Below are 24,990 nucleotides of genomic sequence, written 5' to 3'. Positions count from 1 at the left end.
ATGTTGCGATGACCCGCAGAGTATTGGCAGCCTATAGTCTGCTCGACGAGTTGGTGTCTCGGGCGCGGCCGCTAGCCCAAAGGCGTAAAACGGACGCACATGTAATGATATGTTGTATCTTTCTGTCATATGGCGCAGAGGTGCGCGACATCTGATTATCGAGGTATCCATGTCGCCCCCCTCATCCTCGCCGATCCTGATAAATGATCTGATCGTCGCTTATGAGGACCAACGCGTCCTCGATGGCCTGTGCCTTACGGTCGATGCAGGCAGCATTACTGCTCTTCTAGGCGGCAATGGCGCGGGCAAATCGACGACCCTGTCGACGTTGCTCGGTTTCACGCGCGCGCAATCAGGACGGGTCGCCGTGTGCGGTGTCGATCCGGGCGCGGCCCCCGACACGGCACGCCGCCACATCGCCTATTTGCCCGAGAATGTAGCGCTCTACGAGCATCTCTCAGCAGTGGAGAATGCCGACTACCTGTTGGCGCTCAGCGACGAGCGGCAGGGGCGGGATGCGATCGTCGACGCCCTGCGCGCGGCCGGGTTGCAGGAGCGGGCCTGGGACCAGAGGCTTGCTGGCTTTTCCAAGGGGATGCGGCAGAAGGTGGCGATCGCCGTTGCGCTGCTGCGCGCGGTGCCCGTGCTGCTACTCGACGAGCCGACCTCCGGCCTCGATCCGCGCGCGACGGCAGATTTCAACGCGCTGCTGCTCGCGGTTCGCGAACGCGGTACCGCGGTGCTGATGGTGACGCACGACCTGCTCAGCGCCGCCGATGTCGCCGATCAGATCGCGTTTCTGGAGGCTGGCCGCGTGACGCATCAGGTGCAGGCCAGCGGGCCAGAGCGGTTCGATGTGCGCGCGCTGCATGCCCGCTTCCAGGTCGGCCACGCGGCGGTGGCCGCATGAGGATTGTCCGTCTGATCGCGCGCGACGAATTGCGGTTGATGTTGCGCAATCGCGTCGCGTTGATCGCCTTCGCGCTGATCGTGCTGCTGACGCTGGTGGCGGTGGCGAGCAGCTGGTCGCACCAGCGCGGCATCGCCGCTTTGCGCGACCGGCACCAGCATGAGGCCGAACACGCCTTCGACGCGCAGCCCGACCGGCATCCGCACCGGATGGTGCATTACGGCCACTTCATCTTCCGCCCGCTCAGCCCGCTCGCCGCCTTCGATCCCGGTGTCGACGCCTTCACCGGCAACAGCATGTTCCTGGAGGGGCATCGACAGAACACCGCCAATTTCGGCGATGTCCGGCAAAGCTCACTGTTGATCCGCTTCGGCCAGCTGACGCCGGCCTTCGTGCTCCAGATCGTGGCGCCGTTGCTACTGATCTTCCTTGGCTTCGGCAGCCTGGCGCGGGAGACGGAACGCGGCACGCTACGCCTACTTATGCTGCAAGGCGCGACCCGGCGACAGGTAGTGGCGGGCAAGCTTCTCGCGCTGGGGATGGTGGCACTTGCCGCCGCAGCCCCTGCCATGCTCGGCCTGGTGCTCATTGCCGCACAGCCGGGTGCGCTGATGCTGCCCATGCTCGCCATCGCGCTCGGCTATCTTCTCTATCTTGGCCTGTGGAGCGTATTGATCCTGCTCGTTTCGGCGGTGGTACGGCGCAGCCGCGACGCGTTGCTGGTGCTGGTCGCCTTGTGGGCCGTCACGACCGTGCTATTGCCACGCGCGATACCCGACCTCGCCGGCGGCACGGTGCCGTTGCGCAACCGTCTCCAGACCGATGTCGCGATCGGCCGTGATCTGCGGCGGATGGGTGATAGCCACAATCCAAACGATCCCCATTTCGCGCAATTCAAGCAGGCGCTGCTCGATCGTTATCGCGTCACGCGGGTCGAGGACCTGCCGTTCAATTACAAGGGCGCGCTGGCGGTGGAGGGCGAGCGGCTGACGTCGCAGTTGTTCGACCGTTACGCCGCACAGAGCTTCATCGCGCAGGCGCGGCAGAACGAAATGGTGAACACAGCCGGGCTGCTCAGCCCCGCCATCGCGCTGCGCGGCCTGTCGATGGCGGCGGCGGGCACGGACTTCGCCGCGCATCGCCGCTTCCTGGAACAGGCCGAGGCCTATCGCTATACGCTGGTCCAGCGGCTCAATCGCCTGGAGGCGGACGCCGTCAGCTATGCCAACGACACCGCGACCGATGCCGGCGCGGACCGGCGCAAGCGAATCGGCGCGGAAAACTGGCAGGCGATCCCCGATTTTCACTTCGCTGTGCCCACAGGCGCGGCGCTGGCGCGGGCCGCCGTGCCCGGCCTGACCATCCTGGGTCTTTGGCTGGTCGCTGCCTTGGCGCTGCTCGCGCTAGCGACCCGCCGATTGGGAGTACGCCGATGACCTTGTGGCGGTATGAACTGCGCCTGTTGCTGCGCCAGCGGCTAAGTGTTTTCGCACTGTTGCTGCTCGCGCTGCTGACCATCGCGGCCCTGTGCACCGGCATGGCGGAAATTTCACGCCAGCGCGCCGCCATCGCCGCGATCCCGACCGCGCAAGCCGAGGATATCGGTGCGGTCGCCGACTATGTCGATCGGTCGAAGGATGCCGGCAGCGCGGCCTATTACAGCTTCCACCCGACCTGGGACGCGCCCGCGCCGCTCGCCTTTGCCGCGCTGGGGATGCGCGACGTTGCGCCCTATATGCTGCGCGTCCGCGCGCTGGGGCTGGAAGCGCAAATCTATGACGGCGACACTTTCAACCCCGAACTTGCTCTGCCCGGCCGCTTCGATTTTGCCTTCGTGCTGGTGTTCCTCGCGCCGCTGTTCGTGATCGCGCTGTTCCACGACCTGCGATCGGGCGAACGGGAGGCTGGGCGGCAGCGTACGCTCGAGGCGTTGCCGTTGGGCGGCACGGCATTGTGGCGGCGACGCACCGGACTGCGCCTGGCGCTTCTTTGGGCCGCGCTGGGCCTGCCTTTCGCGGGCGCGGCGCTGATCATGGGGGTGGCGGCCGGTGTCGTGCTGCTCGTGCTGGGTGTGATCCTCGCCTATCTGCTGTTCTGGATCGCGCTGGCCGCTCTGGTCGGGCGGCTGCGCTGGTCGTCGGTCGCCAATGCCGCGACGCTTGCCGCTGCGTGGCTGGTGCTGGTGCTGATCGTGCCGACGCTGGGCAATGTCGTCATCGACCGGCTGATCCCGGTCGGGCAGGGCGCCGAGATCGCGCTGGCGCAGCGTGAAACCGTCAACCACGCCTGGGACATGCCGCGCGAGGATACGATGCGGCGCTTCTATGCCGCGCATCCGGAATGGTCGGATTCGCCGCCGCTGGGGACGGCGTTTCACTATAAATGGTATCTGGCCTTCCACCAGAATGGCGACGAGGCCGTGGCGGCCCGCTCGCGTGCCTATCGCACGGCGCTGGAGCGGCGCGACCGGGCGGGGCGTGCGTTCGGATGGTTGCTTCCCTCGGTCGGGGTGCAGGCGCTGCTGACCCGGCTGGCGCATACCGACCTGACCGCGCAACTGGCCTATCAGGATCGCATCCGCGCCTTTCACGCCCGGCTGCGATCCTTCTATTACGGCTATGTCTTCCACGACCGGCCGTTCGGGAAAGCCGACTTCGCCCGCGCGCCGCGCTTCGCCGATGGTGTAGGAGGCTAAGCGCAGGTTCGGGGTCGGCGGAAGCATGTGCTAGCCCGCGGCCCTCGCACGAACGGAAGCCTGGTGGGCCCCGAAGCCGGCCAGCGCGCCCGCTGCGGAGGCGAGCGTGGCATTATGCATCGGCATGGCTGCATCGCCCGCCGCCCACACGCCGACGATCGATGTGGCGCCCCATTGATCGACCTTGACGTAGGGCCCGCTCGGCCCGTCCTCATGGGCACACCCGAGCATGGCGGCGAGGGGCGTGGCGGGTCTGGTTCGCGGCGCGGTAAACACGGCTGCCACCGCGACGAAGCGCCCATCCGCAAGGCGCACGCCGTCGAGCGCGGGTGCGTCGCCGAGCAGTTCCACCACCGGGGTACGTTCGACGGTGATGCCGCGCGCGGCGAAGGCGTCGGACTCTGTCGCCTCCGGTTCGAATTGCCCCTGCGTGAAATAGGTGGTCGGTCCCCAATCGGGCACGAGGATGGCCTGATGCGCCGACATCGGATGTGCCGCGATCACGCCTAGCGGCAGGTCACGCACCTCGTATCCGTGACAGTACGGACAGTGGAGCACGGTTTCTCCCCAGCGGTCGCGCATCCCGGGGATCGGCGGCAACTCGTCCGATACGCCCGTCGCCAGGATCAGGCGTCGAGCGTGGTGCTCGCTGCCGCCCGACAGTTCGATTGCGAAGCCGTCATCAACCGCGCGTGCCGCAAGGGCATGGCCGGATATCACCTCGTCGCTCGGGTAGCGCCGCAACTGACCGATGGCGTCGCGCATGATCGCGGCAGGTGCGCGTCCATCCTGCCCCAGAAAGCCATGCGCCTCATCGGCAAAGCGGTTACGCGGCATCCCGGCATCAATCACGAGCACCTCCTGCCGCGCCCGCGCAAGCTGTAGCGCCGCGGAAATCCCCGCGAAACTTCCCCCCACCACGATCACATCGTACACGCCGGCACCTTTCATATAACTTCCTACGTTACATGAAGCGCAACGTCATCTTTTGCAACATAGAATGTGACGTGATAGGCCGCTGGCACGCCTTCGGAGATCAACAGTTTGGACGCGCGCCTTTCAAGAATGCTGCACCTGCTGATCCACATGGATCGCATGGATGGGCCGATGACGTCGGATGCCGCGGCGACCATGCTGGGCACCAACTCGGTGGTGATCCGCCGGACCATGGCAGGACTTCGCGACGCCGGTTACGTGCGATCAGTAAAAGGACATGGCGGAGGCTGGTCGCTGACAGGCAAGCTCGACGACATCACCATGCTCGACGTGCACCGGGCGCTTGGGGAAAACCGGATTTTCGCGCTCGGACCGGCGGATCCCGATCCCGCATGTCTGGTGGAGCAGGCTGTTAACGGCTCACTGGAGAGCGCGTTGTGTGAGGCGGAGGCGTTGTTGCTGCAACGCCTTGCCGACGTAACGCTGGCGGATATTGCAGCCGACTTTGACAAGCGGTTCGCTGAACTGTCGCCTGACGACCGGTTCGCACGAGCGCAGCGGTCGTAAACGGTCAGTTTTCCAAAAAGGAATGCTAGGTGGGATAAGCAAAGCGGTATAGCTTGCGAACGCACACTGGGGCCGGACGAATACAGCGGCCTTTCCCTGTGCCCGTAGGCAACAGTTCTCGTGAAGTCTTTAAAGATACACGCAGAGACGGCACTGCCCAGCAGTGTGTGCGACCGGACAGTGTCGGGGCGGAGAAGTGTGCGACGAACGGCTTCTAGGGTTAGGACCCATTGATGTGAGCGTCGCGATCTGATTCAGCCTCCGCAAGGAGACCGGGATGAGCGACCTGCTTTAGCTGACGGACGAGCAGATGGAGCGCCTGCAGCCGTTCTTTCCCAAAAGCCACGGCAAGCCGAGGGTGAAAGACCGGCGGGTGCTGAGTGGCTTCGTGTTCGTAAATAAGAGCGGGCTGCGCTGGCGTGATGCGCCGAGCGCTTATGTCCCGCACAAGGCGCTGTACAATCGGTGGAAGCGTTGGGGCCCACCGCCTTCTTTTCTGCCGTCGCCCTCGCTGCCACCGTCATCTTCTGGCTGTGATCAACGAGTCCTGTCCCTAAGGCTCGCCGCCCGAACGCGGCCAGACCCTAATATCCACCCATTTCGATCGTTATCGGATACTCTCGTGACAAAAGTGTAGTTTCGTCACAGGTATATTATTTTGATTTCAGCGGCTTATCGCCCAGCTTAGCATGGTGGCCGCCGCGTCCTCGCGGCTCACTCGCGGCAGCAATATGCTGGTGCCGTCGGTCATAGTCATCAGCATGTGGTCGGTTTCACAGGTGAGGCGGATGCCGGCTTCTCCGTTCGGCTTATTGAGACGCAAGCCGGTTGAGGTGGGGATGCCAATGTTCGTCTGACCGGAAGCGTCGCCTTCCCGGACGGTTTTTGCAATCCAAAGTGTAGCAGTGCGCCCGTCGACCTGAATGACCAAGCCTTCCACCGCAGCGAAACTGCCTTCACAGCGCCGCGACGCAGCCGTGCCGCGTTCCGCGGCGATCTGCGCCTGTTCAGTGCGATATTGTTTGAGAAAGTCCGGTTGGTCGTTTTCGCCCAAGCTTTCGGTGTAGCTTTCCGGTTCGACTTCTTCATTCGGTGCATAACCAGCATAGCTGGACAGTGGCCGAACAGGGGACGATGCAGTAGCGGTTGGGTCGGTAGCAGGCACGCGCTTGGCGGTCGCGACCCACCGTCCATCACGAAATTCGCTAGTGACCTGTACAGCGGTATCACCGCTCGGCGAAGCCCGTCGACTTTTATCCCAGTCGGCGACCGCAAACACACCAGCGAACAACAAGCAGATGCCGCCGACGCGTATGACCGCTCGCTGATGGCTTTCCCTTCGGAGCAATCGGTCCAATTCGAAGTCGCGCTGAACCTCGCGACGAATACGCTCATCGGCGTCGCCAGCCGCATGATAGTGGTAATGGCTGGTTTGCCCGTTGCTGCGGTCGGCATCGGTGCCGTTGTTGCCGTTCGACGAACGGCGCGGTTCTTCGGGGGGCAAGACGTGCATGTTGAATAGCTCCGTGCTGAATTGGGGGTAGGGGCAGGGGGCGTCGCTGCCGCGTCCGTGCCAGCTAGTAGCGGTGGCCGTTGGCGTACTGGCAGTAGGGTGGCCCCATCTGCACATTCCCGTCCCGGCCGCGTGGCACGACCCAAACCCCGCCATTGGCGGCGCAGGTCCGTTGGCCGCGCTGTCGAACCTGTTCGCTACGTTCCAGCAAGTTCAGCAACTGTCCCGCGTGGACACGGGCGCGTCGTTGCTGTTCCGCATATTCGGCTGGGTGGGTACGAATCCATTCGGCACGGGTGGCAGCGGCCTGTGCGGCTGCAATCTGCGCTTGCGCTGCTGCCCGCGCGTCTTGCTGCTCTCGTAGGTCCGTAACTGCTCGGGAAAGATACGGGCGGACCTGCTCGCGCAGCATGTCGATGCCGAAACCGTTGGTGTTACCGATGGAGTCGACGGTCCAGTCACGACCGCGCTGGACCAGCACCAATCCCATTTCCTGTTCGGCGTGCGAAGCATTGGCCTTAGCGACGATGGCGGGTGGCAGGCGCATACTCACCAGGAAGTTGCAGATGCCACGTCCGCCTTCGCGCTCTTCGGTCCAGCCGCCATAGGTTAGCGTCACTTCAGCTGGTGCCATGATCTGACGCGCCAACAGCTGTTCTCGTGATGGGCGGGTGACGGCGTCGTCGTGACCAACATCGTCGCCGGCAACGCTAGCGATAAACAGGGCGGGGTCAGCCAGGCGTTCGCATGTCGCCTTCATCCGTTTGGATTCCAGCCGTTTGCCGACAACGTTTGCCGCGATGTCGAGGAGCGATTGCGCCTGCGCCGGCAATGCGGTCAGCATGGCAACTGCACTGATGCCTACAGCAATGGTCTTGATCATCTGCCGCCCCTGATGCGGGGCGACCACAGCGTGACTTCGTAGCCGTCGCGCACCCCTATGTCCTCTCGGGGCGCGGCCGAAGCCGGATGTTGGAAACCTGACGAACGTACAGGCGCATGCGCCTTTATCGACCGAAGCCGACTGGACATGCGCGCATGCCACCCGGCCTCGAATTGCTTCGCGACCGAGTCCGTTCGTTGAGGTTTCCACGCCCCACGCTGCGGCTTTCACGCAGCGCAACACAGCTGGTAGGCAACTGGCGATGCCAGAGCAAGCGCCAGCCGTTGCTGATACCGCGATCATCAGGCCATCACCCGCATCGTGACTATCGACGCGGCGACGATCCGGTGGCGGCAGGACATCGCCGACGTGCCGCAGGTTGCCTTGTCCAGCCAACGCAAGCCGGTGCTGTCGTGCAGGACGAAGCGCCGTGCCGTATGGGAGCTGATGACGCTGTAGTGGTTCAATGCACCCAGTAGCTGAACCAGCGCGACAGCGTCGCCATCAACCGCCGTCTCGATAGCCTGGCGCAGTTGCGTCCAGCCGACTTCGGGATGACGGACGAATGGCCTGCGGAGATCGAGCGTCAGCAATTGGCGCCGTTCGACATCAGCGGCCATTGCACGGATGGTTTCGAACCACAGTTGTGGCTTTATGCCGTGACGGACGACTTCCCCCAGCGCATCGTACGCTTCGACGAACCGCAGCCCGCAGGCGAACAGCTGTTGGCAGCGTTTGAGGCTCAGCGGTTTCCCACGGGCGGTAAGCAGCGCCAGCGCGTTGACCGCCGAGTACAGTCCGCAAAGCCCGTCCAGCTGGCCCTGACGATATGGGTCTTGCGCGATCCGCATCACCATTCCGACGCCAGCAGGATGGTCAGGACCCGCAGAGTAACCTTGGGGTCGGTAGGGTCGGGGGAGGCGTAGCGCTGGTCGCGGTCGTAATAGTCGATCTTCCAGAACAGCTTCTGTCCGGCATAGTCGAACGCGCCAAAGTCGTGCTCGCCATAGGGGTCGTTGTCGCCATCGAACTGGTCGAAGTCGCGGACGGCACGCAGGATCTGCACCAGGTCGTTCTGCGAGAAGGACGATACCCCGGAGGTGAGGTATAACCGCCCGCCCATGGCGCTGCGGCGTAGCTTGTCGTTCAAGGTAGCGATCTGCTGGGCGCGCAGCTGCACGGCCGCAAGACATGCGTCATTATCACGTCCCATCATGGGCGTGGGTCTCCTGTTCTAACGATGGATGGGGTTAGGGTAGGGTTAGACCAGCCGGACGAGCGCGCGCTGGGCGTCGCGGTCGCCTTCAATATAGCGCTCGGTGGTGGTCAGGCTGCGATGTCCGGCAAGTTCCTGGACGTCGCGCAGTGAACCGCCGGCTTGGGACAGCAGGCGGGCAGTACGGGTGATGAAAGTGCGTCGGCCGGAATGCGAGGAGCAGCCATCAAGCGACAGCGCCTGGTACAGGCCGGCAAACCAGTTGACGATGCTACGCGGGTGCATGTGACGTCCGCGTTCTGACAGGATGACTGGTCCGTCACGGGGGCTGCCGCAACTGCGGTGCCAAGCGACCAGCGCGCGGTGCAGATCAGGGTTGATAGGGATGCGCCGTCCAGAACCCTTCTTGGCGATGCTGGCGGCGACAGCGATGTGGGTATCGACCTTGCCGGACGGCCCCAGCACCATGGTCCAAGACAGGCCGGCGATCTCGCCAGCGCGTAAGCCGGCCTTGAAGCTCAGCAGAATGAGGACGGTGTCGCGTTTGGCGTAGCGGTTGGCGCGCACGTGCTGCAGCAGGCGGCGCACGTCCGCTGCCTCCAGCACCCGGGCGGGTGTCGGCATAGTTTGTCTCCGATGTTGGGGAACAGCGGCGCAGTAACCACTGTACTATAATAATAGCACACTAATTATAAAATGGCAAGGATGCGTCGTGGGCATCGTGGCTAGCCACCAGCATAGTTACTGCGTTGCCATCGACCGGCATGGCCATAGTAAGTGATAGGCCGTCGCTGGATCTGATCCCTATAATGGGCGTCGAATACTAAGCTGGTGCGATCATGTTCAGACTCGTAGTAATACGATAACCGCCACAGAACATCAACGAAGCTGCCGTAAAACGGTCTACGTCCGGCGCGCCAGACATCGGTGCAGAAAACTTCCAAAGGAGCGCGACATGCTTAGAACCAGAATGAAGCGTCTCGCTGACCGAAGTGAGCGGACCGAGCAGCGTCTCAAACAGATCGAAGCTGCGATTGCCGCACTCGACAACGACGACCTCCTCGATCTTGCTGATATTTTCGAGGCGAAGCCTGACAATCCGCTTCGGCAGATCGCGCAGACCGAAATGGCGAAGCGTGCGCTTCACCTGTAGCTGGCAGAGATCGGCAGGACCCGGCAGATCGGCTCGACCCCGTACACCTCGCGATGCGCGTCGATGAACGACACCATCACCTCGCTCGGCGGTCGAGCTCCGCCATCGCAAAATACGCCGACGCCTTGCGTAGGATCTCGTTGGCTTGGCGCAGTTCGCGGTTCTCCCGCTCCAGTGCCTTCATTCGGTCGGCGACATCGCTCGGCACCCCGGCGCGCATGCCGCTGTCGACCTCGGCCTTTTTCACCCACTCGTGCAGCGTCTGTCCCGCGCACCCGATCTTCGCCGCGATCGACACCACCGCGGCCCAACGCGACGCGTGATCCTTCTCATGGTCCAGCACCATCCGCACCGCACGCGCGCGCACCTCAGGCGAAAACTTGTTCGTCGTCTTGCTCGTCATAGCCCCTTCCTCTCAGGAGTTGGGGCCTCCGACAAACCCGGCGCGGTTCAAACTCCAACACCCGAGCCACCGCCGCCGACGTACCGGCATTTCTGCAGGCGATGCACGACACGCTCACGGCGCTTGCGGCACCCAGTCAGGTCGATGCTGATCCGGCAACGAACGCCGAGCAGCACACGCCGGCCGTCTCGGTGCGCAAGTCGCTGGCATCGCCCGACCATATCATCTCGATGATCGATGGTAAGCCCTACCGTACGCTGCGGCGTCACCTGTCAGGTCACGGTTTGACGCCCGAAGACTACCGCAAGCGCTATGGTCTAAAGGACGACTATCCGATGGTAGCGCCGAGCTACAGCGAGAGCCGCCGCGCGATGGCCAAGACTATCGGACTGGGACGCAAGCCTCGTTCGAACGGCGCCTAGAAGGCGCTAGGGCCGCTCGCATCGGCTGTCGACGAAAGAACGGCGGTTGATGCAAGCGGGTCTAAGCCGCTTAGGACGATTTCTCATCCAAACATGCAGCTTCGGGAATGCCGCCGTGGCTGATGCTGCGTCCTTATCCACCGTATGGCGGGAGCGGCTCCGCAAGCTGCCGGGAATTATTGGTGGAGAGCGGCTTGTCCGCTTTCGGGTGGCGCTCAAGCAAAGCAGACGCTCGTTCATGAGCTCGCGGCGGCAGCTGCCGACCAATTCGAGACATTCCGCGTCGGTGATGCGAGCGTTAGCTTTCGCTCAAACCCGCCATTCGGGTACCGCAAGCCGGCCGGTCGGCTTGCCCCCCAATTACCGCCGTCCATAATACAGCGCCGCGCCCCTGAAAGCGGCTATCCAATTAGCTACCAGATGACTTGCACTAGTCGGTCTGATGCGAATCGCCACTTATCGGAATCGCTTCATTTTGGTCGCGATTGTTCGCGACTAAGGTCGGTAATCACTTGACAGTCTACCCGCGCGCATGGCCGTTTCCTACAGGGGAGAAATTCATGGCCAAGGTTATATACCTTACGGGCGCGCCTGCATCTGGGAAGAGTTCCACCACGCGGATGCTCAAAGAGCGCGTCAGCGACCTAGAAATCTGGGAATACGGTGCGCGGTTGACCGAGCACTGCCTCGCCAGGTGTGCAGCCATCGCCGGCCAAGACGATCTGCGGGCCCAGTCGTCGGCCGTGGTCACTCCGCAGGACGTGGCCGACGTCGATCTGGCGCTGCTCGCATTCGTGGATGAGCGCCGCGGCAGCAGGCCGGTGCTAATCGACAGCCACGCGGTGACGAAGGAATCCTACGGCTACCGTGTTACGCCGTTTTCGCTCAAGCAGTTCGGGCGCCTGCGGCCCGACGAAATCTGGGTGTTCTATGCTGAACCGGCCGAAACTAGGCGACGTATAGTAGTGGACCCAGGTGGCCGGCCGCAGGTATCCGAGGAGCAGGCCCGCACGCACACGCTGCTGCAGGGAAGCGTCGCGTGCACCTACGGCATGTCCATCGGCTGCGCCGTGTACATGTTCGACACGACCCAGCCCCGTGACATTCTTGTCAGCATGCTGGCGGAGAGACTGGCTTGAAGCGCTTAGTCGACGGCGTGCGCTGGCTCACGCAGTCGATTCCGCGCCGCCGCGACGAACCGCAGCCCGCCGCGACCGCGGCGGCTAGCCACGAGCGGGGACGAGTCGATCTGCGAAAGGCACTCAACGCGGTATCCGACGTGGTGCAGAACCGGCCAAGGCCGTTGCGTGTATTCGACCAGATCCACATGAAGACCGGCGACATGGTGCTGCAGAGCGAAATGATCGCCGACTGGGCTGATGGAAAGAGGCTGGCCTTCATCGGCGATGGCGATGCAATTAGCGTGTGCGTGGCCTACCTCCGCGTCCGCGACGTGCTCAACTTCGGACCGTCGCACATAACAGTCTTCGATTTCGACGAGCGGACCGTCGAAGCGGTTATGAACTTCGCGGATCGCGAGCGCATTCCGAACCTCGACGCCAAGTTATACAACGTGCTCGACCCGATGGTGACTGATCGGCTCTACGACTGTTTCTACACCAACCCTCCGTGGGGCGCATCAAACGACGGCGAAAGCGTGAACGTGTTCGTCGAACGCGGCATGGAGGCGACGGGACACGCAGGCCAAGGTGTGGTGGTCATCGCTGACGACGACGATCTGCCATGGCCTAAGCGCGTGCTTGCCAGCGTCCAGGGCTTTGCCGCGAGCCAAGGATTCTACGTGTCGCAGATGCAGCGCAAGCTGCATGAATACCATCTCGACGACGCGCCCGACCTAAAGTCCTGCAATCTCTATCTCGCCGCGCTGCCGGACAACCCGTCACGCGCGCCGAGCGTCGCGATCACCGACGACGCGCGCCTCGAGAACTTTTACGGACTGTCGCAGCCACCCACGGTCCGCTACGTTAAGGCTCGCCGGCGCCTTGACTATGGTGTCGCGCACGAAGACGAATACGAGCTGATCTTCCTGGAGGGGCACCGTGAATGACATCGTAAAGCCGGGGTCCGGTCTGCTTTTCATGAAGATCGGCACACACGCCAACGAGACGCTGGCCGACATCATTGCCCGTAAGACCACCGAGATCCGCAACACCGGCTTCGGCATGTGGGGCTATGGCGGCAATACCTGCCATCCCACGTCCATGGTTCAGCCATTCGCGCGATCGTTCGTCGAACGTGGCCGTACGATCCACCTCTGCATGGAGGAAATGAACTCGAACCACTTCGGCGAAGGCGTTGCCGATGAGTTCTCGGCCGACGGCCTTGATTGGCAGAAGGTCCCCGACACCATCGAGGTGCGGGGATCGAAGTATGCGCTGCTCATTGAGGACCTACACACGGAAAACTTTCAGCTTCCACTGGACCAGACGCGCGTTCCGGTCGGGCCTAGCACCGGCAGATTAGGCAGCCGCTATATTCAGGGCAGGGTCGACAAGGCGTGCCTGGAGGTGATGGACGCGCCCGAACTGACGAACGAGGCCAAGCCGCGAGTGATCGACATCGATCTGGTCGCCAAGCTGCGCGCGCCCTATGCCGTGTTCCTGCGGGGCCAGCGCTGACCGCGGAACTCGACTCGCCGGTGCTGGTGATCGACGCACTGGGGTTCAGTCAAAGAATCAGGGCTGCCGGCGGCAAGGGCCTCGCCGAACTCGCCGAGCATTTGCGGAGGCAGTTCCACAGCTTTCAGGCAAGAGTCCCCTTTGAAAGGGTCGCGGTTGGTCGCGATGATGTCGTCGCGTCGAGCGAACTCGCCACGCTGCAACTCAACGACATGTTCGTGCTGCACGCCACGCGACAGCTCGAGGCCGTGAAGACTCGGTTCCTCATCTCAGCGTCGATGCTGTTCCAGCAGATGCTGATCGACGGCCAGATCCCACGTGGCGGTCTGGGCTTCGGCCCTATTCATCGCTCCCGCGACGTCCTGATCGGGAACGGCTTCCTGGACGCATACGAGGCAGCCGAAAAGCGCAGCGACCACGCGCGTCATATCTGCGCAGTGCTTGTGTCGCCCGCCTTCATGGCCGTCATTCCGAACACGAAGCACACCCATAAGCTGCTTTGTTTCTATCGCGGGCGTTTCTACATTCACCCATGGTTTCTCGCCGATCCGCAGCTGGGCGAGTTCAATTCAAACCGCATCCTGACCCTGCTTGCGGACGCTGGCGCCAACAGGCAGAAGCTCGACGCGACTGAGATATTCTTGGATGAGCTGGAGGATTACGACACTGCGATGCAACCGGGATCGGCCTCCAGAAGATTGCGCGAGATGCTAGGCAGGCCGTGGATGCCCCGGCCCGAATAGCGCTTCAGTGCGCGGCGGCGTCGCGCATCAGCACACCCGGTGCACCGCGTTCGATATGATCAATGTAGCTGGCGAGGCCGTCAACGACGTCGGCGTGCGAGACAGCGTCGCGTGCGCAGCCGAAGCACACCGTGAGCGCGCGATCGACGCGTGGTTCGGCGCAGACTCTTGGTCGCACCGCGTCGAGGCCGACTGCGGCGACAATCCTCGCCATCAGCTGCTCGAAGCAGAGAACGCGGCCGGCGGCGAGCGCCATCGCCACTGCGGCCATCGCCGAGATTGCGCGCTTGTCGCCGGTCAGCAGGCAATGAAGATTCCGCTTCACGACGATCGCTAGCAGCTGACTCTCGCCCCCGTCCAGCTCAAGCCCGTGGCGGGAGGCCTCAGCCTCCAGATCGGCGGCGAGCGCGAGTTCGTCCTCAGTGGGCTCGAACACCTCCACTGCGGCGATCATCCGTTCGAGCGACGCGCGCGCTTGGTCGCGGTCTACAAGATTGGTGGCCCTTTCAACCCGGCGGCGGATGACGAAGCGGCCGACTCCGAGCATCCCGGGCACCGTGTCGCCGCTGGTCGTCGCCGCCAGTGTCTCAAGTGCGAGCGCATAGCACGCTGCCTTCAGCACGACGTCGTTGTCGAGCAGCATTTGCTCAGGCATCGCCGCCAATCATAACGTTACGCAGGTAGAGTGCGGCATCATCGCCAAGGTCATCCCAAACGATCATGCGGTCGGCGATGCCGTTTACCTCGCGCCAAGCTGGCTTCGGTTCGGCGTAGATGAACTTGAGCGCCGACATCGCGACGGGCCAAGCACGCGTCCGGTGTGCGACGCACAGCGCCAGCGTGCCGGGTTCGATACGATACTGCCGCGCGACGTCGAGCACCGCCCGGGCGAGGGTGGGCGCGTTGAAGCGGTCGAGGTTGGTCTGGATGTCCGGATCGGGTGAGCCCGTTAGCAGCGTAAGTGCGAAGCGGTCGGCCTCATCCTCCTGATCGTCGCCGTCGTGGGCCAATGCCGGGTCCTCAAGGTCGATCAGTGCAGGCGCCCCATCCAGATGTCCCAGCATTGCGTGGCCGAGTTCGTGCGCAAGCGTGAAGGCGACCGGTGCGGGATAGGTGGCGTCCCGCCCGAGCAAGATCGCGAACCTGCCGTCGCTGCGCACGACCATCGCGTGCATGGACTTGGTGTCGAGCGGGAAGACGCGGAGATAAATCACCGGAATGCCGAGCGTCCAGCAGGTCGCCACCAATGAGTTCAGGTCGACGTAGGCGTTGCCGACGAGGATCGCCTCGCGCAGAATGTCAGCAGGCGCGGCGGCGGTCACCTGCGCTGGGGTCGCCCGAAGCAGCAGTCGACCGATCGACATTCCGAACGACGTCAGCGCCGCCCGCTGCGCCTCATCCTGCGCGTTGAGATGCTTGAACTTGGCCTCATCGTTCCAGACGAACTCGACGCGCTCACCGAGCAACGGCCGTGGCTCCAGTCCCAGCCGGCGGGCGAGCGCGAAGCGAAGCTCCGCACGTCCCGACGGAGATTCCTCCGCCTCTTCCGTCCACCATGAGGGCCACGCAGCGGTGATCGCCGCTGCACTCAAACCAGCCTTGCGCAGACTGTCGATCAAGGACTTTTTATCGTCGGCCACCATTCCCCCCGTTGCGGAGATAGCACAGCGGGATTCGCCGGTGGAAGGGCTAGGTTAAAGCAGTGCGCCCGTCCTTGCCTCGACGCATGCCTCGCCACTCCGAATCTGCTCGACCAGCGCGCACCAGCGGCCCGCGTCAAAGGCCGCCGCCGATGCGATCGTCTTCTGCTTGCCGGCATCGAGCTCAACGGGGTCCAGCAGGCGCACCCAATAGCTTGCGGTGAGCCAGGCGGAGATGTTGGCCTCATAGTCAGTCACTACGGCGTCCGCATCCACGCGCCTCAGCAGAGCCGTCACCTGCGATGCACCCACCGGGGCGCCTGTCCCGCCGGCGTTCCTGAATGCATTGGGGTCGAAGGCCTCACCGCGTCGTATGGCGAGCGGCTCGGGCGAGTAGCACATGAGTGCGAAGTGCATGCGTTTAGCACCGCGCGTGCTGTCGCCGCGGCTTGTGACCAGCGCGTACGGTGGAAGCGTCCGCTCGACACCCTCCGCGTCGAGGTAGCGCCGCCAGACCACCGTGCGGCTCGGCTGCGCATCGACAGCCTTGGGTCGCGACTTCATGATGGAGAAAACTGCACGGACCGGCACGTGCGCGCGTGCCAGTGATCGTGCGATCAGCGCTGGAGGGTTGCCGACACCCCACATGAAGTATCCGCCGCCAGCCTGCCGCTCGATCTCCTTGCGCGCGATGATTGCGTCGAGCGCCTGGCCCGCTTCCGCCTGCATACGCGACCAGCACACGATCTCGTCATTCATCCCGACGTGGGCCGCATTCCGGCCACCCGCGCCAACGTCTATCATCACGTTCATCGAGCGATTACCATCGCAGGATTATTGCATTGGGGAACTGCTTTCTCAATGCGTCGGGGACGAAGCGGGACAAAAATTGGGTGAGGAGAGTCGTGGATGAATCTGTGCAAAGGTCGGACGCCGCTGGGAATCGCCGCCCGGCGCTCCGAAACTCCCTTACCGTCGATAGCCGACTCTGGACCTTCTCGATACAACGGGAGTAGCTCCCGCGAATGTCCGCTTCACTAGCGGCGCTCGCAAAATCCGCCAGTCTGGGGGGGCCAGCTTCTAACGTTCCAAGATGCCGGTCGAGCGAACGTTCAACGTCGGCTTCTGACAAGAGCCGCCTTTCGGCTCACCGCGGGCGAACGGCAGCAAAGTCCCAGCTTCCGCCCTCGCGGTCGGTCGCGCACGCCCAATGAACGAATGTCTAAAGTTAGGAGACGAGCAAGGTGGTCTGAACGTCCATTTGTGGGTCCTGACTGCCGTGAAGCTGTCCGGCAGCTCTCAATCCGTTCTCCGCCGTTCGGTGAGTCGGCGCTGCATTCCGAGGCCAGCCGTTCAGGAAACTCGCCGCAGTCCCGTTTCCCCATATATGATGGACCGTTTCGGAAAAACGCAATCAGGACTAGCTTTTGGCAAAACGGCCGAGATCGTGAGGCATGGGAAGACCCATACTGCCCTGGCTTTCCCGCAGGGCTTCCCAAATGAGAAACCGGGCCGCGCCATGAGGCCGTCGTCGGGGAATTATGCCTGCGCCATGCTTTCGATTTGACGCAGCAGCCGATGCGGATCGAAGGGCTTGGGAAGGAAGGTAGCTCGGGCAGGCAATTCGTGCGCCGGGATGGGGGCGTTGCCGGATGCGACGAAGAGTACGGTCGGCGGAAAGCGTTCACGTATATAGTGTGCGAGCTTCACACCATCCATCGATCCCGGCATCTGCACATCGGTCAGAACCACCCGAATTTCCTTGTGCGCGTCGAGGATGGCAATGGCTTCGTCCGCGTTCTCCGCGTCAAAAACCCGCCATTCGGCATGGCCGAAGAAGTCCACGAGGTCGAACCTGACCAAAGCCTCGTCCTCAACGATCAGGATCGTCTTGCTGCCGATCGGCGTACTCTGACCCACGCTTAATTCCCGGTCACGATGGCGGCGTCTCCAAGCCGCGCTTCAAGTTCAAACACCAAACCTTCCGGCCGATAGTCGGTTGCAGCCTTGCCGCTGAAATAGCTTCGCAAGGAGCGCTCGATCAGGACCGAGCCGAAGCCCTTGCGCTGTGGCCGCGTGACGGGCGGTCCCCCCTCTTCGCGCCAGCAGACCGCGAATGAGGCATCGTCGCGGTCGCCGTTAATCGACCAAGCAAGCGTCACATGGCCTGTCTCATTCGACAGCGCGCCATATTTGGCGGCGTTGGTCGCCAGTTCGTGCAGGGCGAGCGCGAAGGCGACCGTAAGTTCGGGCTTCAACGTCACCGCCGGGCCGGACAACAGGATGCGCTCGCCGATCCGGCCATGCGGGGACAAGGCCCGCGTCGCCAACTCGCACAGATCGGCGGAGCGCCATGAACGGCCGGTCAGCACGTCCGTTGCGGCACCCAGCGCGACAAGTCGCGCCGACAGGCTCTGGCTCGCCGTTTCCGCCTCGGGAATGCCTCTGAACGTCTGCGCGGCGACCGACTGGACGACCGCCAGGACATTCTTGAGGCGATGCGCCAGTTCGCCGTTCATCAGGCGCATATCGTCTTCGGCGCGGCGCCGCTCGCGAAAGTCACGGGTCACGGTGCCGTAGCCGATCAGCGTTCCCGTCGCGTCGGTGACTGGAAACACAGAATAAAGGACCGGGATCAACTCACTGGTGCGGAAATGCCGGAAATCCAACTCGCCGACCCAGTGGCCGTCGCGGTCCACCGCAGGCAGCACCTCGCGCATGACAGTCTCAACCTGCTCGGGCAGAAAGAAGTCGGCGATGGTCAGTCGGGTGATGTCGGCACCTTCCAGACCTACGAGGCGTCTGGCGGCATCGTTGACGTAAAAGACGCTGCCGTCGGTACGGGCCATGCCGATGAAGTCGGTGCTGTTCTCCGCCAGTCGGACGAAGCGGTCGCGCTCCTCCTCGCTCGCGCGCAGGTTGGTGATGTCACGGGAGACCGATAGGATGCGATCGGGGCGCCCGTCCGGTCCGGCGATCGGACTGACCGCGACGTGCCACCATTTCGGCGTACCGCGATAGGTGTCAGCCTTGCCGATGAAGCTGCGCGCCTCACCCCGCTTGGCCGCCTCGATCGCGGCCTTGGCTTCGGCGTTGCCAGCATCTTGCCAAAAGTCCGGCCATGGACAACCAACGACCTCATTGAAGTCGCTGATCTCCATGACACGCTGCCCCCCTTCACTCATGAAGGTCAGCTTGCCGTCGAGGTCGAGGACCTTAATGCAATCCGTCGAGCTGGCCAGCACGCCGGACAGGAACGCCTGCCGCTCGACCGCCTGTCGCTCGCTTTCGACAAGCTCCTCGTTGAGCCGCCGCGCGCGACGCAGGGACTCGCGCAACTCAGCGGTCAGCATGACGATGCCGAGCATGACGACGAGGAACAGGGTTGCTGATACCCATTGCTGCCGCGGCACCCAGGTGGGATGCTCGATCGTGCCAAGGGATGCGATGCCGGTAGCTGTCGATAAAACAGCTGCGAAAAGCCCCGGTCCTTTGCCCGCCACCAGAGCGATGGCGATCGTCGCAGGAATGAACAGAAGCCAAGGCAACGTGTCCGGTACGAACAGGACGCGCCCCCAGCCAACGGCAAGGATGGTGATTGCCGCGAGTAGATAGCGGACCACGATCGGGAGCTGAAGGTAGAGTGACCAAGCTACGATCCGGTCGAAGAAACTGACAGGCAGGGAACGGATCATCAGGGCGTCCAAGAGCGGACAAGCCCCCTGGCAAATCCTCGTCCGCTATTTAGCAAAGCCGCACGCGGACGGGAATATGGCCGCTTCGGATCAGCGTGGAACGTAAAAGCTCGCCGTTTGGCAGGTCAGTTGCTGCGACTGACTCTATCTTATGTCCATAGCAGATCGACTGTCAGTCCCGATACACCATCCATATGGGAGGCTTGTGGGCAGTGGGCAGGACTGAGGCTCGGCACCTCCTCCGCTGTCCACATGAATGAACGGCAGAAGGTGGGGAGCCAAAAAGAGGCCGTGAATGACCGGATGTGGGTCTGGTTCGCCAAACCGGATCGGGAAGCACCCCACCAGCTATCTGTCAGTGGCGCTTCGCTGTTCGGCGGGCGTCGCGGCGCGGTGTCCGTAACTGAGGACGCTGGTGATCCGCCAGGCGCCATCCTGCTTTGCCCAGACCATCACGAATTTGGCGATCCCCTCGCAGCGCCCTGTCGCCAGTTCGCAGAAGCGGTGCTCGCCTTCCTCGATCGCCCCGTAATCCTTGATCGGATAGACGCGGAACGTCGCCGGGATCAGTTCGCGCTTCACCTTTCCGAAGACATAGTTGCGGACGCCGTCGACCATCGCGTCACGCTCGAACGTCGCGCCGCCGGTGTCGTGGTAGAAGGCGACCTTCGGATCGAAATAGCCGGAGAAGGTCGGCAGGTCGCAGCGGTTGTAGGCGTCGAACACCTTCGCGTCGAGCGCACCGATCTCGGTCGTCAACGGATCGGTCAGGGGCGGCACGGGCGTCGCGAGCAAGGCTGCGGCAACGGCGATCGCGGTCATAATGGCTCTGGTCCTGTCAGTTCATCTGGCCGCGCAGGAAGGCGATCAGCTTCGGATCGCTCCCGGTGCACTCGAGGATGGGCAGGATGGCCCGCCACCCATTGTCGCTGTTGGTCAGGATGACGATGCCGTCGCCGCTTGCGCGATCGATCGCGGCAAAGGTGAACGCCCCGGCATCCTTGCCGGTGTGGAGCATCGTCGTGCCATCGTGAAAACCGAGGAGTTGCCAGCCCAGGCCGAAGCCGGTCCACGGCGGACAGCTGGCCGCTTTCGATCCGGCGCATAGTTCGGGCGTCAGGTCGGCCTGCGATCGGCTGCGCTCCGCCGCCAGAGACGTACTCAAGCCCCGGTCGTTGCGGGCATCGATGAGGAAGCGCGCATAATCGCGCGCCGTCGCATGCGCCAGATCGGCGGCGTTGTACCTTGTCACACGCTCGACCGGCAGCGGCTTGCCTCCGTCGTCATAGGGTACGGCAATCGGCACCGTCTCGCCCTGCGCGGACACATAGCCCGAGGCGCGCATATGGGTGGGAGCGAACAGCCAGCGCTGGCCAAGCGTCTCGAACGACTGCCCGGTGCGGTGCTCTGCATAGAGCGCGGCATATTGATACCCCTCGCCCGAATAGCCGGTAGTTGTGCCGGGATCATGATCGAACGCTAGCCCCTTTGCATCGCGCCAGTTCGGCAGCCCGGTGCGATGGCTGAGCGCCATGCGGACCGTCAGCTTCATCCGCCGGGGATCGCGCGACAGGTCGGGATCGCTCCAGTAGCGATCCATCGGCTCGTCGAGCGACAGCTTGCCGGCCGAGACCAGTCGCAGGATGACCTCCGCCGTCAGCGGCTTCGTCAGCGAAGCGAGATTGTAGGGCGTGGCGACGGTCGCCGCGCGGTTCGGTCCCGCCATGCCCCAAGCCCCGGTCGAGACGATCCGTCCGTCGCGGATCACGGCGACCGACGCGCTTTCCACGCGCTGTTCGCGCAGGATTGTGGTCATATCCGGCAGCGCAGTGTTCGTGTTGGCGGCAGACGAGGCGCAAGCCATCAATGCGATCAACCCACCGCAAACTGCATGCTTGAGCACACCTACTGTATTATCCATGTGCAACAGCTAGCGGTATCTGAGCGCGGCCGCAATATGAAGCGTATTACTCATAGAGGTAGCGGATATGAGAGCCGCGGTAACACGTTCGAAACGCCACCCGTTTTTCAGAAACTCGCGGGTCGGCGAGCAGATCAAAGGCTGGGCTGCTCCTACGCGACCAACATGAACGGATGGCCGAAAGCGGGGAGTTAAAAAGAGGCAGTGAACGACCGGATCTGGGTCTGTGCACCGAGCCGGGAGGGGCGGGTCTTGACCAAAATGCGCCGGTCGCCGATCGAGTTCTGAACGGCAGCTACTGTCCGATTGTGTTGAAGAAGTCGGCGTTGGGCCGGTCGACGAATTGCTGCTGAACTGCGGCGGAAGCCGCTGATCGGTTCAGGCGGGTAGTGGTTGCGCCGGCATTGGGATGAGCTTTGCCATCTTGCGCAGGTTCTGGGCGGTGGCTGCCATATGGAACTCGTCCCTGGCACCGTTTGGACCGCGAAGGCGCAATCGGTCGAGCTTCAGGATGCGTTTAAGGTGCGCGAACAGCATCTCGACCTTCTTTCGCTGGCGCCGCGAAGTGACGTAGGCGTCGGTGGTGGCGATGTCGCGGGCCAGGTCGCGAGCGCCTTCGTGGATCGAACGGGTGACCTTGCGCGCGGGCATGTTGGGCGTGCAACGCTCCCGCAGGGCGCAGCCGCCGCAGTCCTGCTGTCGCGCGCGATAACGGATGAAGCCGTCCTGCCCGACATCGCCCCGGACGGTCGTGAAGTTGCGGTTCCTGGGCCTCAGGCGCTTGCCGCCGGGACAGACGTAGCTGTCGTCGTCATGGTCGTAGGTGAAGGCATCGCGCTCGAACGTGCCGTCGCGGCGGGCGGACTTGTCGAACACCGGGATGTGCGGCTGGATGTCGCGCTCATGGACGAGCCAGGCGAGCATCTCGGCCGAGCCGTAGGCGGTGTCGGCGGCCAGACGCTCGGGCCAGACGCCGAAGCGGTCGTGCACCCGCGCGATCATGCGCTTGCACGCGGTCACCTCGGCCTGGCGCACGGCGGTGCTCGCTTCCACGTCCATGATGACGGCGTGGTCGAGGTCGATGAGGTAGTTGGTCGAGTAGGCGTAGAACGCCGGCCCGCGATGCGCGCTGGTCCATCGCGATGCCGGATCGGCCGGCGCCAGATACTTCGGCACCACCAGCGTCGCGGCGCCGGACGCGGCATCGTCGAGAACGGCCAGATACTCGCGCACCGCACGACTGTTGATGTCCGGCGGCACACCATCGCTGCCCGGCCCGCCGGTCTGACGATTGGCGTCGGCGCGGATGAGGCTGGCGTCGACCGCGAACCCTTCGCCACCCACCAGCCCCTCGGCCATGCAGCGCGCGACCGTCGTCTCGAACACCCGGCGCAACAGGTCGCTGTCACGGAAACGCCCGTGGCGGTTCTTCGAGAAGGTCGAATGGTCGGGCACGTCGCCGTCCAGCCCCAGCCGGCAGAACCAGCGATACGCCAGGTTCAGATGCACCTCATCGCACAGCCGCCGCTCGGACCGGATGTCCATGCAATAGCCGATGATGAGCATTCGGATCATCAACTCTGGGTCGATCGAGGGACGACCCGTCTCGCTGTAGAACGGCTTCAGCTCCTCGCGGATGCCTGACAGGTCCACGAACCGGTCGATCGAGCGCAGCAGATGGTCCGCCGGCACGTGCCGCTCCAGGCTGAAGCTGTAGAACAGCGCTTCCTGCGCCACTGTCCGTTCGCCCATCATCGGCCCGTCTCCGCTCACCTCGCAAAGATTGAATCAAACCATCAGCATGACTGCAAGGCGGCCTTTTTCAAAACAATCGTCCCCAACCTGCCGCCAGCCTAGTGAGAACCCATCTGGCAGCAACGCGCGTTAATTCGGTTGCTCCCAATGGCAGTTGTAGGTCGGCTAGGCCGCCATTTGTAAACTGCTCGACGCTTAGATGAATAGTGCTTCGGGATCGGACAGCGGGTTCAAACCCAGCCCGCTCGTCATACTGCTATCCCAGGCCACGATTGCGGCGGGAGGCAGCCATCGAGGGCGCATACCATCAGTCAATTCGGCGGGTCCTGGAACCACCGAAAAAGAGTGAGGCTGACCAAGCGTATTGGGCGGCGTAAGGCTGTCTAGCTTCAGGAAAAAAAGGTACCGCTGTTCGAACGCGAAGGCCAGCAATGCATCCATTCCAAGTGCCGTGGAATGCGCGCGCAAGCTGCGCACATCTGTATGATCGACACTTATAGTGCAGCTCGTAACGTGGATTGTGTAGTTTTTAACATCGACAAGCCTCCGATTTCCGAGCTCGTCCCAGATGATAAAGTCAGGGCGCTTCAGGTTATTTGACGCCAGCTTCTGATTCCAGGTTGGGGTATTCTGCTCGATCGCGAAGTAAGACACTTTCTTGGCATCAAAATAGTCCATTGCGAGATACTCACCCAGTATCCCTTTCCGCAGACGCTCGCGCTGGTCCGTTGCCTTGTCTCCCACGCAAACATTCTCCTTGAAATCAATAATGCCGCGCCGCCGGCGATCAACTTGTCGCTGTAGGCAACTGCACCTGTAAATACTCGATAGGAATGTCTGACCTCCGCGTCAGCAGGTTGAGATACGCGCGGGCATCCTCATCGGCGGGCGGCGAACCGACAACAATCAGACGCGTCGCCGGGACACGACCGGGCCAGCAGCCATAATCTAGCAGTTGCCCCAAGGCCTCGCGGATGCAGCCGCGTGCGGTTGATGCAGTTTTAATCTCAAAGAGGATGCGCTCGGTCGGGGTTTGAACGATCGCATCCACCCGGCCGCCGCCCCGCGCATCGAATTCCACATCGACCTGGGTTCCACCATAGGTGGCTACCAAGTCGTCAAAGAGTTGGCGCTGCATCGCATTGTGCCTGAGGCCCACATCAAGCAGCAACGCCTTGCGAGTGACGATCATCGACGTGCGCTGCGATAGTGTATTTTGGCCGAGCGGTGCTTCCACCGCTGGAGCCTGTGCACGCTCGGGGCCAGCCACGACGAACTCCCACATGGGGAGCAAAGCCTCGAGCGTCTCAAGCACTGCCCCATAGTCAGGATCTGCCGAACTGCCGATCCTGCCGAGAAAGACGAAAACACCGAGGTGGAACAATTCGGGTGCGACCGGCGCTGGCGGATAGGGGCCGACCCTGGTGTCGGCATCCCGGGCATGCGCGAAGTGCCACATCTTCAGGCCAGACAGTCGCGCGGAATTTTCTAGTATATAATCGTTGAACCGCGCCACCAGCGGTAGCAGCTTGTCGATATCCGGCATCGAGCGGCTAGGTTCGAACGAGAAAGCGACGCCGTACCGGAAATCGCCACCAGGCAAGTCGTCCTCGATGCCAAGGTTGAACTGCAGCTCCTCCCGGCCGCCATTGTGGAACGTCCACGCCTCGTTCTTGGCACCGCTAAAGGGGGCGTTCGATGGCTTGCGGCCAAGATTGTGGATCCGCTTGCGTCTGTCTTGCAGCGAGCCAAACGAGCGGCCCATCGCCAGCCGGTCTACTTTGTCGGTAATCTGGTAAAGCGTCGGCACCTCGTATCTTCCCCCTTGTCTCGTCATCTACACTACTTCGGACACGATGCGGATTAGATCATTGCAGGCAAAAGCACCGCTGGGTGTCG

At 63.0% G+C, this 24,990-nt stretch carries 25 protein-coding genes, 3 pseudogenes and 1 other annotated feature; of the genes and pseudogenes, 10 read left to right on the top strand and 18 right to left on the bottom strand.

The features are described 5' to 3' along the window. Window positions 1-169: 169 nt before the first annotated feature. From MF609_RS04975 to MF609_RS04965, 3 genes are read left to right on the top strand one after another with little or no spacing between them, the layout of a single operon-like run. On the top strand, window positions 170-910 hold the full coding sequence (locus MF609_RS04975; protein ID WP_242415219.1) for an ABC transporter ATP-binding protein: 741 nt from the start codon (window positions 170-172) through the stop codon (window positions 908-910). After that, entirely contained in the window at window positions 907-2,346 is a 1,440-nt protein-coding gene (locus MF609_RS04970) for an ABC transporter permease (RefSeq protein WP_242415218.1), read from the top strand. The genes MF609_RS04975 and MF609_RS04970 overlap by 4 nt, the downstream gene beginning before the upstream one ends. Beyond that, on the top strand, window positions 2,343-3,605 hold the full coding sequence (locus MF609_RS04965; protein WP_242415217.1) for a DUF3526 domain-containing protein: 1,263 nt from the start codon (window positions 2,343-2,345) through the stop codon (window positions 3,603-3,605). Before MF609_RS04970 ends, MF609_RS04965 begins: the two co-directional genes overlap by 4 nt. Before the next feature lie 30 nt (window positions 3,606-3,635). Here the strand turns inward: MF609_RS04965 and MF609_RS04960 are convergent, their stop codons facing one another. Beyond that, the gene (locus MF609_RS04960) at window positions 3,636-4,556 is read right to left on the bottom strand and encodes an NAD(P)/FAD-dependent oxidoreductase (RefSeq protein ID WP_242415216.1); all 921 of its coding nucleotides are present in this window, start codon (window positions 4,554-4,556) and stop codon (window positions 3,636-3,638) included. A gap of 93 nt (window positions 4,557-4,649) precedes the next feature. On the opposite strand from MF609_RS04960, the gene MF609_RS04955 reads away from it, so the two are divergent. Together MF609_RS04955 and MF609_RS04950 are read left to right on the top strand one after the other, a co-directional pair. Then, entirely contained in the window at window positions 4,650-5,108 is a 459-nt protein-coding gene (locus MF609_RS04955; RefSeq protein WP_277991077.1) for an Rrf2 family transcriptional regulator, read from the top strand. A gap of 295 nt (window positions 5,109-5,403) precedes the next feature. After that, window positions 5,404-5,586, top strand: a pseudogene (locus MF609_RS04950) (transposase); the annotation flags it as partial. A 186-nt stretch (window positions 5,587-5,772) separates the two neighbouring features. Here the strand turns inward: MF609_RS04950 and MF609_RS04945 are convergent. The 7 genes and pseudogenes from MF609_RS04945 to MF609_RS04915 all read right to left on the bottom strand — a co-directional run. Beyond that, entirely contained in the window at window positions 5,773-6,621 is an 849-nt protein-coding gene (locus MF609_RS04945) for a hypothetical protein (protein WP_242415214.1), read from the bottom strand. A 64-nt stretch (window positions 6,622-6,685) separates the two neighbouring features. Beyond that, complete coding sequence (locus tag MF609_RS04940) at window positions 6,686-7,504, bottom strand: hypothetical protein (protein ID WP_242415213.1); 819 nt, start codon at window positions 7,502-7,504, stop codon at window positions 6,686-6,688. A gap of 302 nt (window positions 7,505-7,806) precedes the next feature. Then, window positions 7,807-8,361, bottom strand: coding sequence for a hypothetical protein (locus tag MF609_RS04935; RefSeq protein ID WP_242415212.1), 555 nt, complete (start codon window positions 8,359-8,361; stop codon window positions 7,807-7,809). Then, on the bottom strand, window positions 8,355-8,720 hold the full coding sequence (locus MF609_RS04930; RefSeq protein ID WP_242415211.1) for a DUF3768 domain-containing protein: 366 nt from the start codon (window positions 8,718-8,720) through the stop codon (window positions 8,355-8,357). The genes MF609_RS04935 and MF609_RS04930 overlap by 7 nt, the downstream gene beginning before the upstream one ends. Window positions 8,721-8,765: 45 nt before the next feature. After that, window positions 8,766-9,344 (bottom strand): tyrosine-type recombinase/integrase, encoded by a 579-nt coding sequence (locus MF609_RS04925; RefSeq protein ID WP_242415210.1) that lies wholly within the window; start codon window positions 9,342-9,344, stop codon window positions 8,766-8,768. Window positions 9,345-9,543: 199 nt separating this feature from the next. Then, complete coding sequence (locus tag MF609_RS04920) at window positions 9,544-9,867, bottom strand: hypothetical protein (protein ID WP_242415209.1); 324 nt, start codon at window positions 9,865-9,867, stop codon at window positions 9,544-9,546. Window positions 9,868-9,872: 5 nt separating this feature from the next. Beyond that, window positions 9,873-10,276: pseudogene (locus MF609_RS04915) on the bottom strand (transposase); the annotation flags it as partial. After that, window positions 9,878-9,992: a sequence feature (AL1L pseudoknot), on the bottom strand. It overlaps the preceding pseudogene by 115 nt. Window positions 10,277-10,323: 47 nt before the next feature. Between MF609_RS04915 and MF609_RS04910 the strand changes: the two are divergent. The 5 genes and pseudogenes from MF609_RS04910 to MF609_RS04890 form a co-directional block, all read left to right on the top strand. Further along, window positions 10,324-10,698: pseudogene (locus MF609_RS04910) on the top strand (Ros/MucR family transcriptional regulator); the annotation flags it as partial. Between the two features lie 560 nt (window positions 10,699-11,258). Next, entirely contained in the window at window positions 11,259-11,837 is a 579-nt protein-coding gene (locus MF609_RS04905; protein ID WP_242415208.1) for an ATP-binding protein, read from the top strand. Beyond that, window positions 11,834-12,766 (top strand): bis-aminopropyl spermidine synthase family protein, encoded by a 933-nt coding sequence (locus MF609_RS04900; RefSeq protein WP_242415207.1) that lies wholly within the window; start codon window positions 11,834-11,836, stop codon window positions 12,764-12,766. Before MF609_RS04905 ends, MF609_RS04900 begins: the two co-directional genes overlap by 4 nt. A 31-nt stretch (window positions 12,767-12,797) precedes the next feature. Continuing rightward, window positions 12,798-13,337 (top strand): hypothetical protein, encoded by a 540-nt coding sequence (locus MF609_RS04895; protein WP_242415206.1) that lies wholly within the window; start codon window positions 12,798-12,800, stop codon window positions 13,335-13,337. Between the two features lie 20 nt (window positions 13,338-13,357). After that, window positions 13,358-14,080, top strand: a complete 723-nt coding sequence (locus MF609_RS04890; protein WP_242415205.1) for a hypothetical protein — start codon at window positions 13,358-13,360, stop codon at window positions 14,078-14,080. A 4-nt stretch (window positions 14,081-14,084) separates the two neighbouring features. Here the strand turns inward: MF609_RS04890 and MF609_RS04885 are convergent, their stop codons facing one another. The 10 genes from MF609_RS04885 to MF609_RS04840 form a co-directional block, all read right to left on the bottom strand. Then, complete coding sequence (locus tag MF609_RS04885) at window positions 14,085-14,723, bottom strand: hypothetical protein (protein ID WP_242415204.1); 639 nt, start codon at window positions 14,721-14,723, stop codon at window positions 14,085-14,087. A 4-nt stretch (window positions 14,724-14,727) separates the two neighbouring features. Next, complete coding sequence (locus MF609_RS04880; RefSeq protein ID WP_242415203.1) at window positions 14,728-15,723, bottom strand: ImmA/IrrE family metallo-endopeptidase; 996 nt, start codon at window positions 15,721-15,723, stop codon at window positions 14,728-14,730. Window positions 15,724-15,774: 51 nt separating this feature from the next. After that, window positions 15,775-16,533 (bottom strand): hypothetical protein, encoded by a 759-nt coding sequence (locus tag MF609_RS04875; protein WP_242415202.1) that lies wholly within the window; start codon window positions 16,531-16,533, stop codon window positions 15,775-15,777. Window positions 16,534-17,259: 726 nt separating this feature from the next. Next, window positions 17,260-17,640: a response regulator gene (locus tag MF609_RS04870; protein ID WP_242415201.1), complete on the bottom strand. Its 381-nt coding sequence runs from the start codon at window positions 17,638-17,640 to the stop codon at window positions 17,260-17,262. 2 nt (window positions 17,641-17,642) lie between these two features. Beyond that, window positions 17,643-19,415 carry a PAS domain-containing protein gene (locus MF609_RS04865; protein ID WP_242415200.1) on the bottom strand — a complete coding sequence of 591 codons (1,773 nt, stop codon included), beginning with the start codon at window positions 19,413-19,415 and terminating at the stop codon, window positions 17,643-17,645. A 348-nt stretch (window positions 19,416-19,763) separates the two neighbouring features. Continuing rightward, complete coding sequence (locus MF609_RS04860) at window positions 19,764-20,237, bottom strand: nuclear transport factor 2 family protein (RefSeq protein ID WP_242415199.1); 474 nt, start codon at window positions 20,235-20,237, stop codon at window positions 19,764-19,766. Between the two features lie 16 nt (window positions 20,238-20,253). Further along, window positions 20,254-21,231, bottom strand: coding sequence for a serine hydrolase domain-containing protein (locus MF609_RS04855; protein ID WP_242415198.1), 978 nt, complete (start codon window positions 21,229-21,231; stop codon window positions 20,254-20,256). 483 nt (window positions 21,232-21,714) lie between these two features. After that, window positions 21,715-23,091, bottom strand: a complete 1,377-nt coding sequence (locus MF609_RS04850; RefSeq protein WP_242415197.1) for a transposase — start codon at window positions 23,089-23,091, stop codon at window positions 21,715-21,717. Window positions 23,092-23,286: 195 nt separating this feature from the next. Next, complete coding sequence (locus MF609_RS04845; protein ID WP_242415196.1) at window positions 23,287-23,835, bottom strand: hypothetical protein; 549 nt, start codon at window positions 23,833-23,835, stop codon at window positions 23,287-23,289. A gap of 43 nt (window positions 23,836-23,878) precedes the next feature. Then, window positions 23,879-24,901 carry a hypothetical protein gene (locus MF609_RS04840; protein WP_242415195.1) on the bottom strand — a complete coding sequence of 341 codons (1,023 nt, stop codon included), beginning with the start codon at window positions 24,899-24,901 and terminating at the stop codon, window positions 23,879-23,881. Window positions 24,902-24,990 lie beyond the last annotated feature (89 nt).

The organism is Sphingomonas panni, from assembly GCF_022664435.1.
GTDB classification, from domain to species: Bacteria; Pseudomonadota; Alphaproteobacteria; order Sphingomonadales; family Sphingomonadaceae; genus Sphingomonas; species Sphingomonas panni.
Note: the sequence above shows the minus strand (reverse complement) of the source record. Positions and strands in the feature narration are given on the sequence as shown.

Coding starts and splice junctions, on each gene's coding strand:
- MF609_RS04975 (WP_242415219.1), top strand. CDS start 170: ATGTCGCCCCCCTCATCCTCGCCGATCCTGATAAATGATCTGATCGTC.
- MF609_RS04970 (WP_242415218.1), top strand. CDS start 907: ATGAGGATTGTCCGTCTGATCGCGCGCGACGAATTGCGGTTGATGTTG.
- MF609_RS04965 (WP_242415217.1), top strand. CDS start 2,343: ATGACCTTGTGGCGGTATGAACTGCGCCTGTTGCTGCGCCAGCGGCTA.
- MF609_RS04960 (WP_242415216.1), bottom strand. CDS start 4,556: ATGAAAGGTGCCGGCGTGTACGATGTGATCGTGGTGGGGGGAAGTTTC.
- MF609_RS04945 (WP_242415214.1), bottom strand. CDS start 6,621: ATGCACGTCTTGCCCCCCGAAGAACCGCGCCGTTCGTCGAACGGCAAC.
- MF609_RS04940 (WP_242415213.1), bottom strand. CDS start 7,504: ATGATCAAGACCATTGCTGTAGGCATCAGTGCAGTTGCCATGCTGACC.
- MF609_RS04935 (WP_242415212.1), bottom strand. CDS start 8,361: ATGGTGATGCGGATCGCGCAAGACCCATATCGTCAGGGCCAGCTGGAC.
- MF609_RS04930 (WP_242415211.1), bottom strand. CDS start 8,720: ATGATGGGACGTGATAATGACGCATGTCTTGCGGCCGTGCAGCTGCGC.
- MF609_RS04925 (WP_242415210.1), bottom strand. CDS start 9,344: ATGCCGACACCCGCCCGGGTGCTGGAGGCAGCGGACGTGCGCCGCCTG.
- MF609_RS04905 (WP_242415208.1), top strand. CDS start 11,259: ATGGCCAAGGTTATATACCTTACGGGCGCGCCTGCATCTGGGAAGAGT.
- MF609_RS04895 (WP_242415206.1), top strand. CDS start 12,798: ATGAAGATCGGCACACACGCCAACGAGACGCTGGCCGACATCATTGCC.
- MF609_RS04885 (WP_242415204.1), bottom strand. CDS start 14,723: ATGCTGCTCGACAACGACGTCGTGCTGAAGGCAGCGTGCTATGCGCTC.
- MF609_RS04880 (WP_242415203.1), bottom strand. CDS start 15,723: ATGGTGGCCGACGATAAAAAGTCCTTGATCGACAGTCTGCGCAAGGCT.
- MF609_RS04875 (WP_242415202.1), bottom strand. CDS start 16,533: ATGAACGTGATGATAGACGTTGGCGCGGGTGGCCGGAATGCGGCCCAC.
- MF609_RS04865 (WP_242415200.1), bottom strand. CDS start 19,415: ATGATCCGTTCCCTGCCTGTCAGTTTCTTCGACCGGATCGTAGCTTGG.
- MF609_RS04860 (WP_242415199.1), bottom strand. CDS start 20,237: ATGACCGCGATCGCCGTTGCCGCAGCCTTGCTCGCGACGCCCGTGCCG.
- MF609_RS04855 (WP_242415198.1), bottom strand. CDS start 21,231: ATGACCACAATCCTGCGCGAACAGCGCGTGGAAAGCGCGTCGGTCGCC.
- MF609_RS04850 (WP_242415197.1), bottom strand. CDS start 23,091: ATGATGGGCGAACGGACAGTGGCGCAGGAAGCGCTGTTCTACAGCTTC.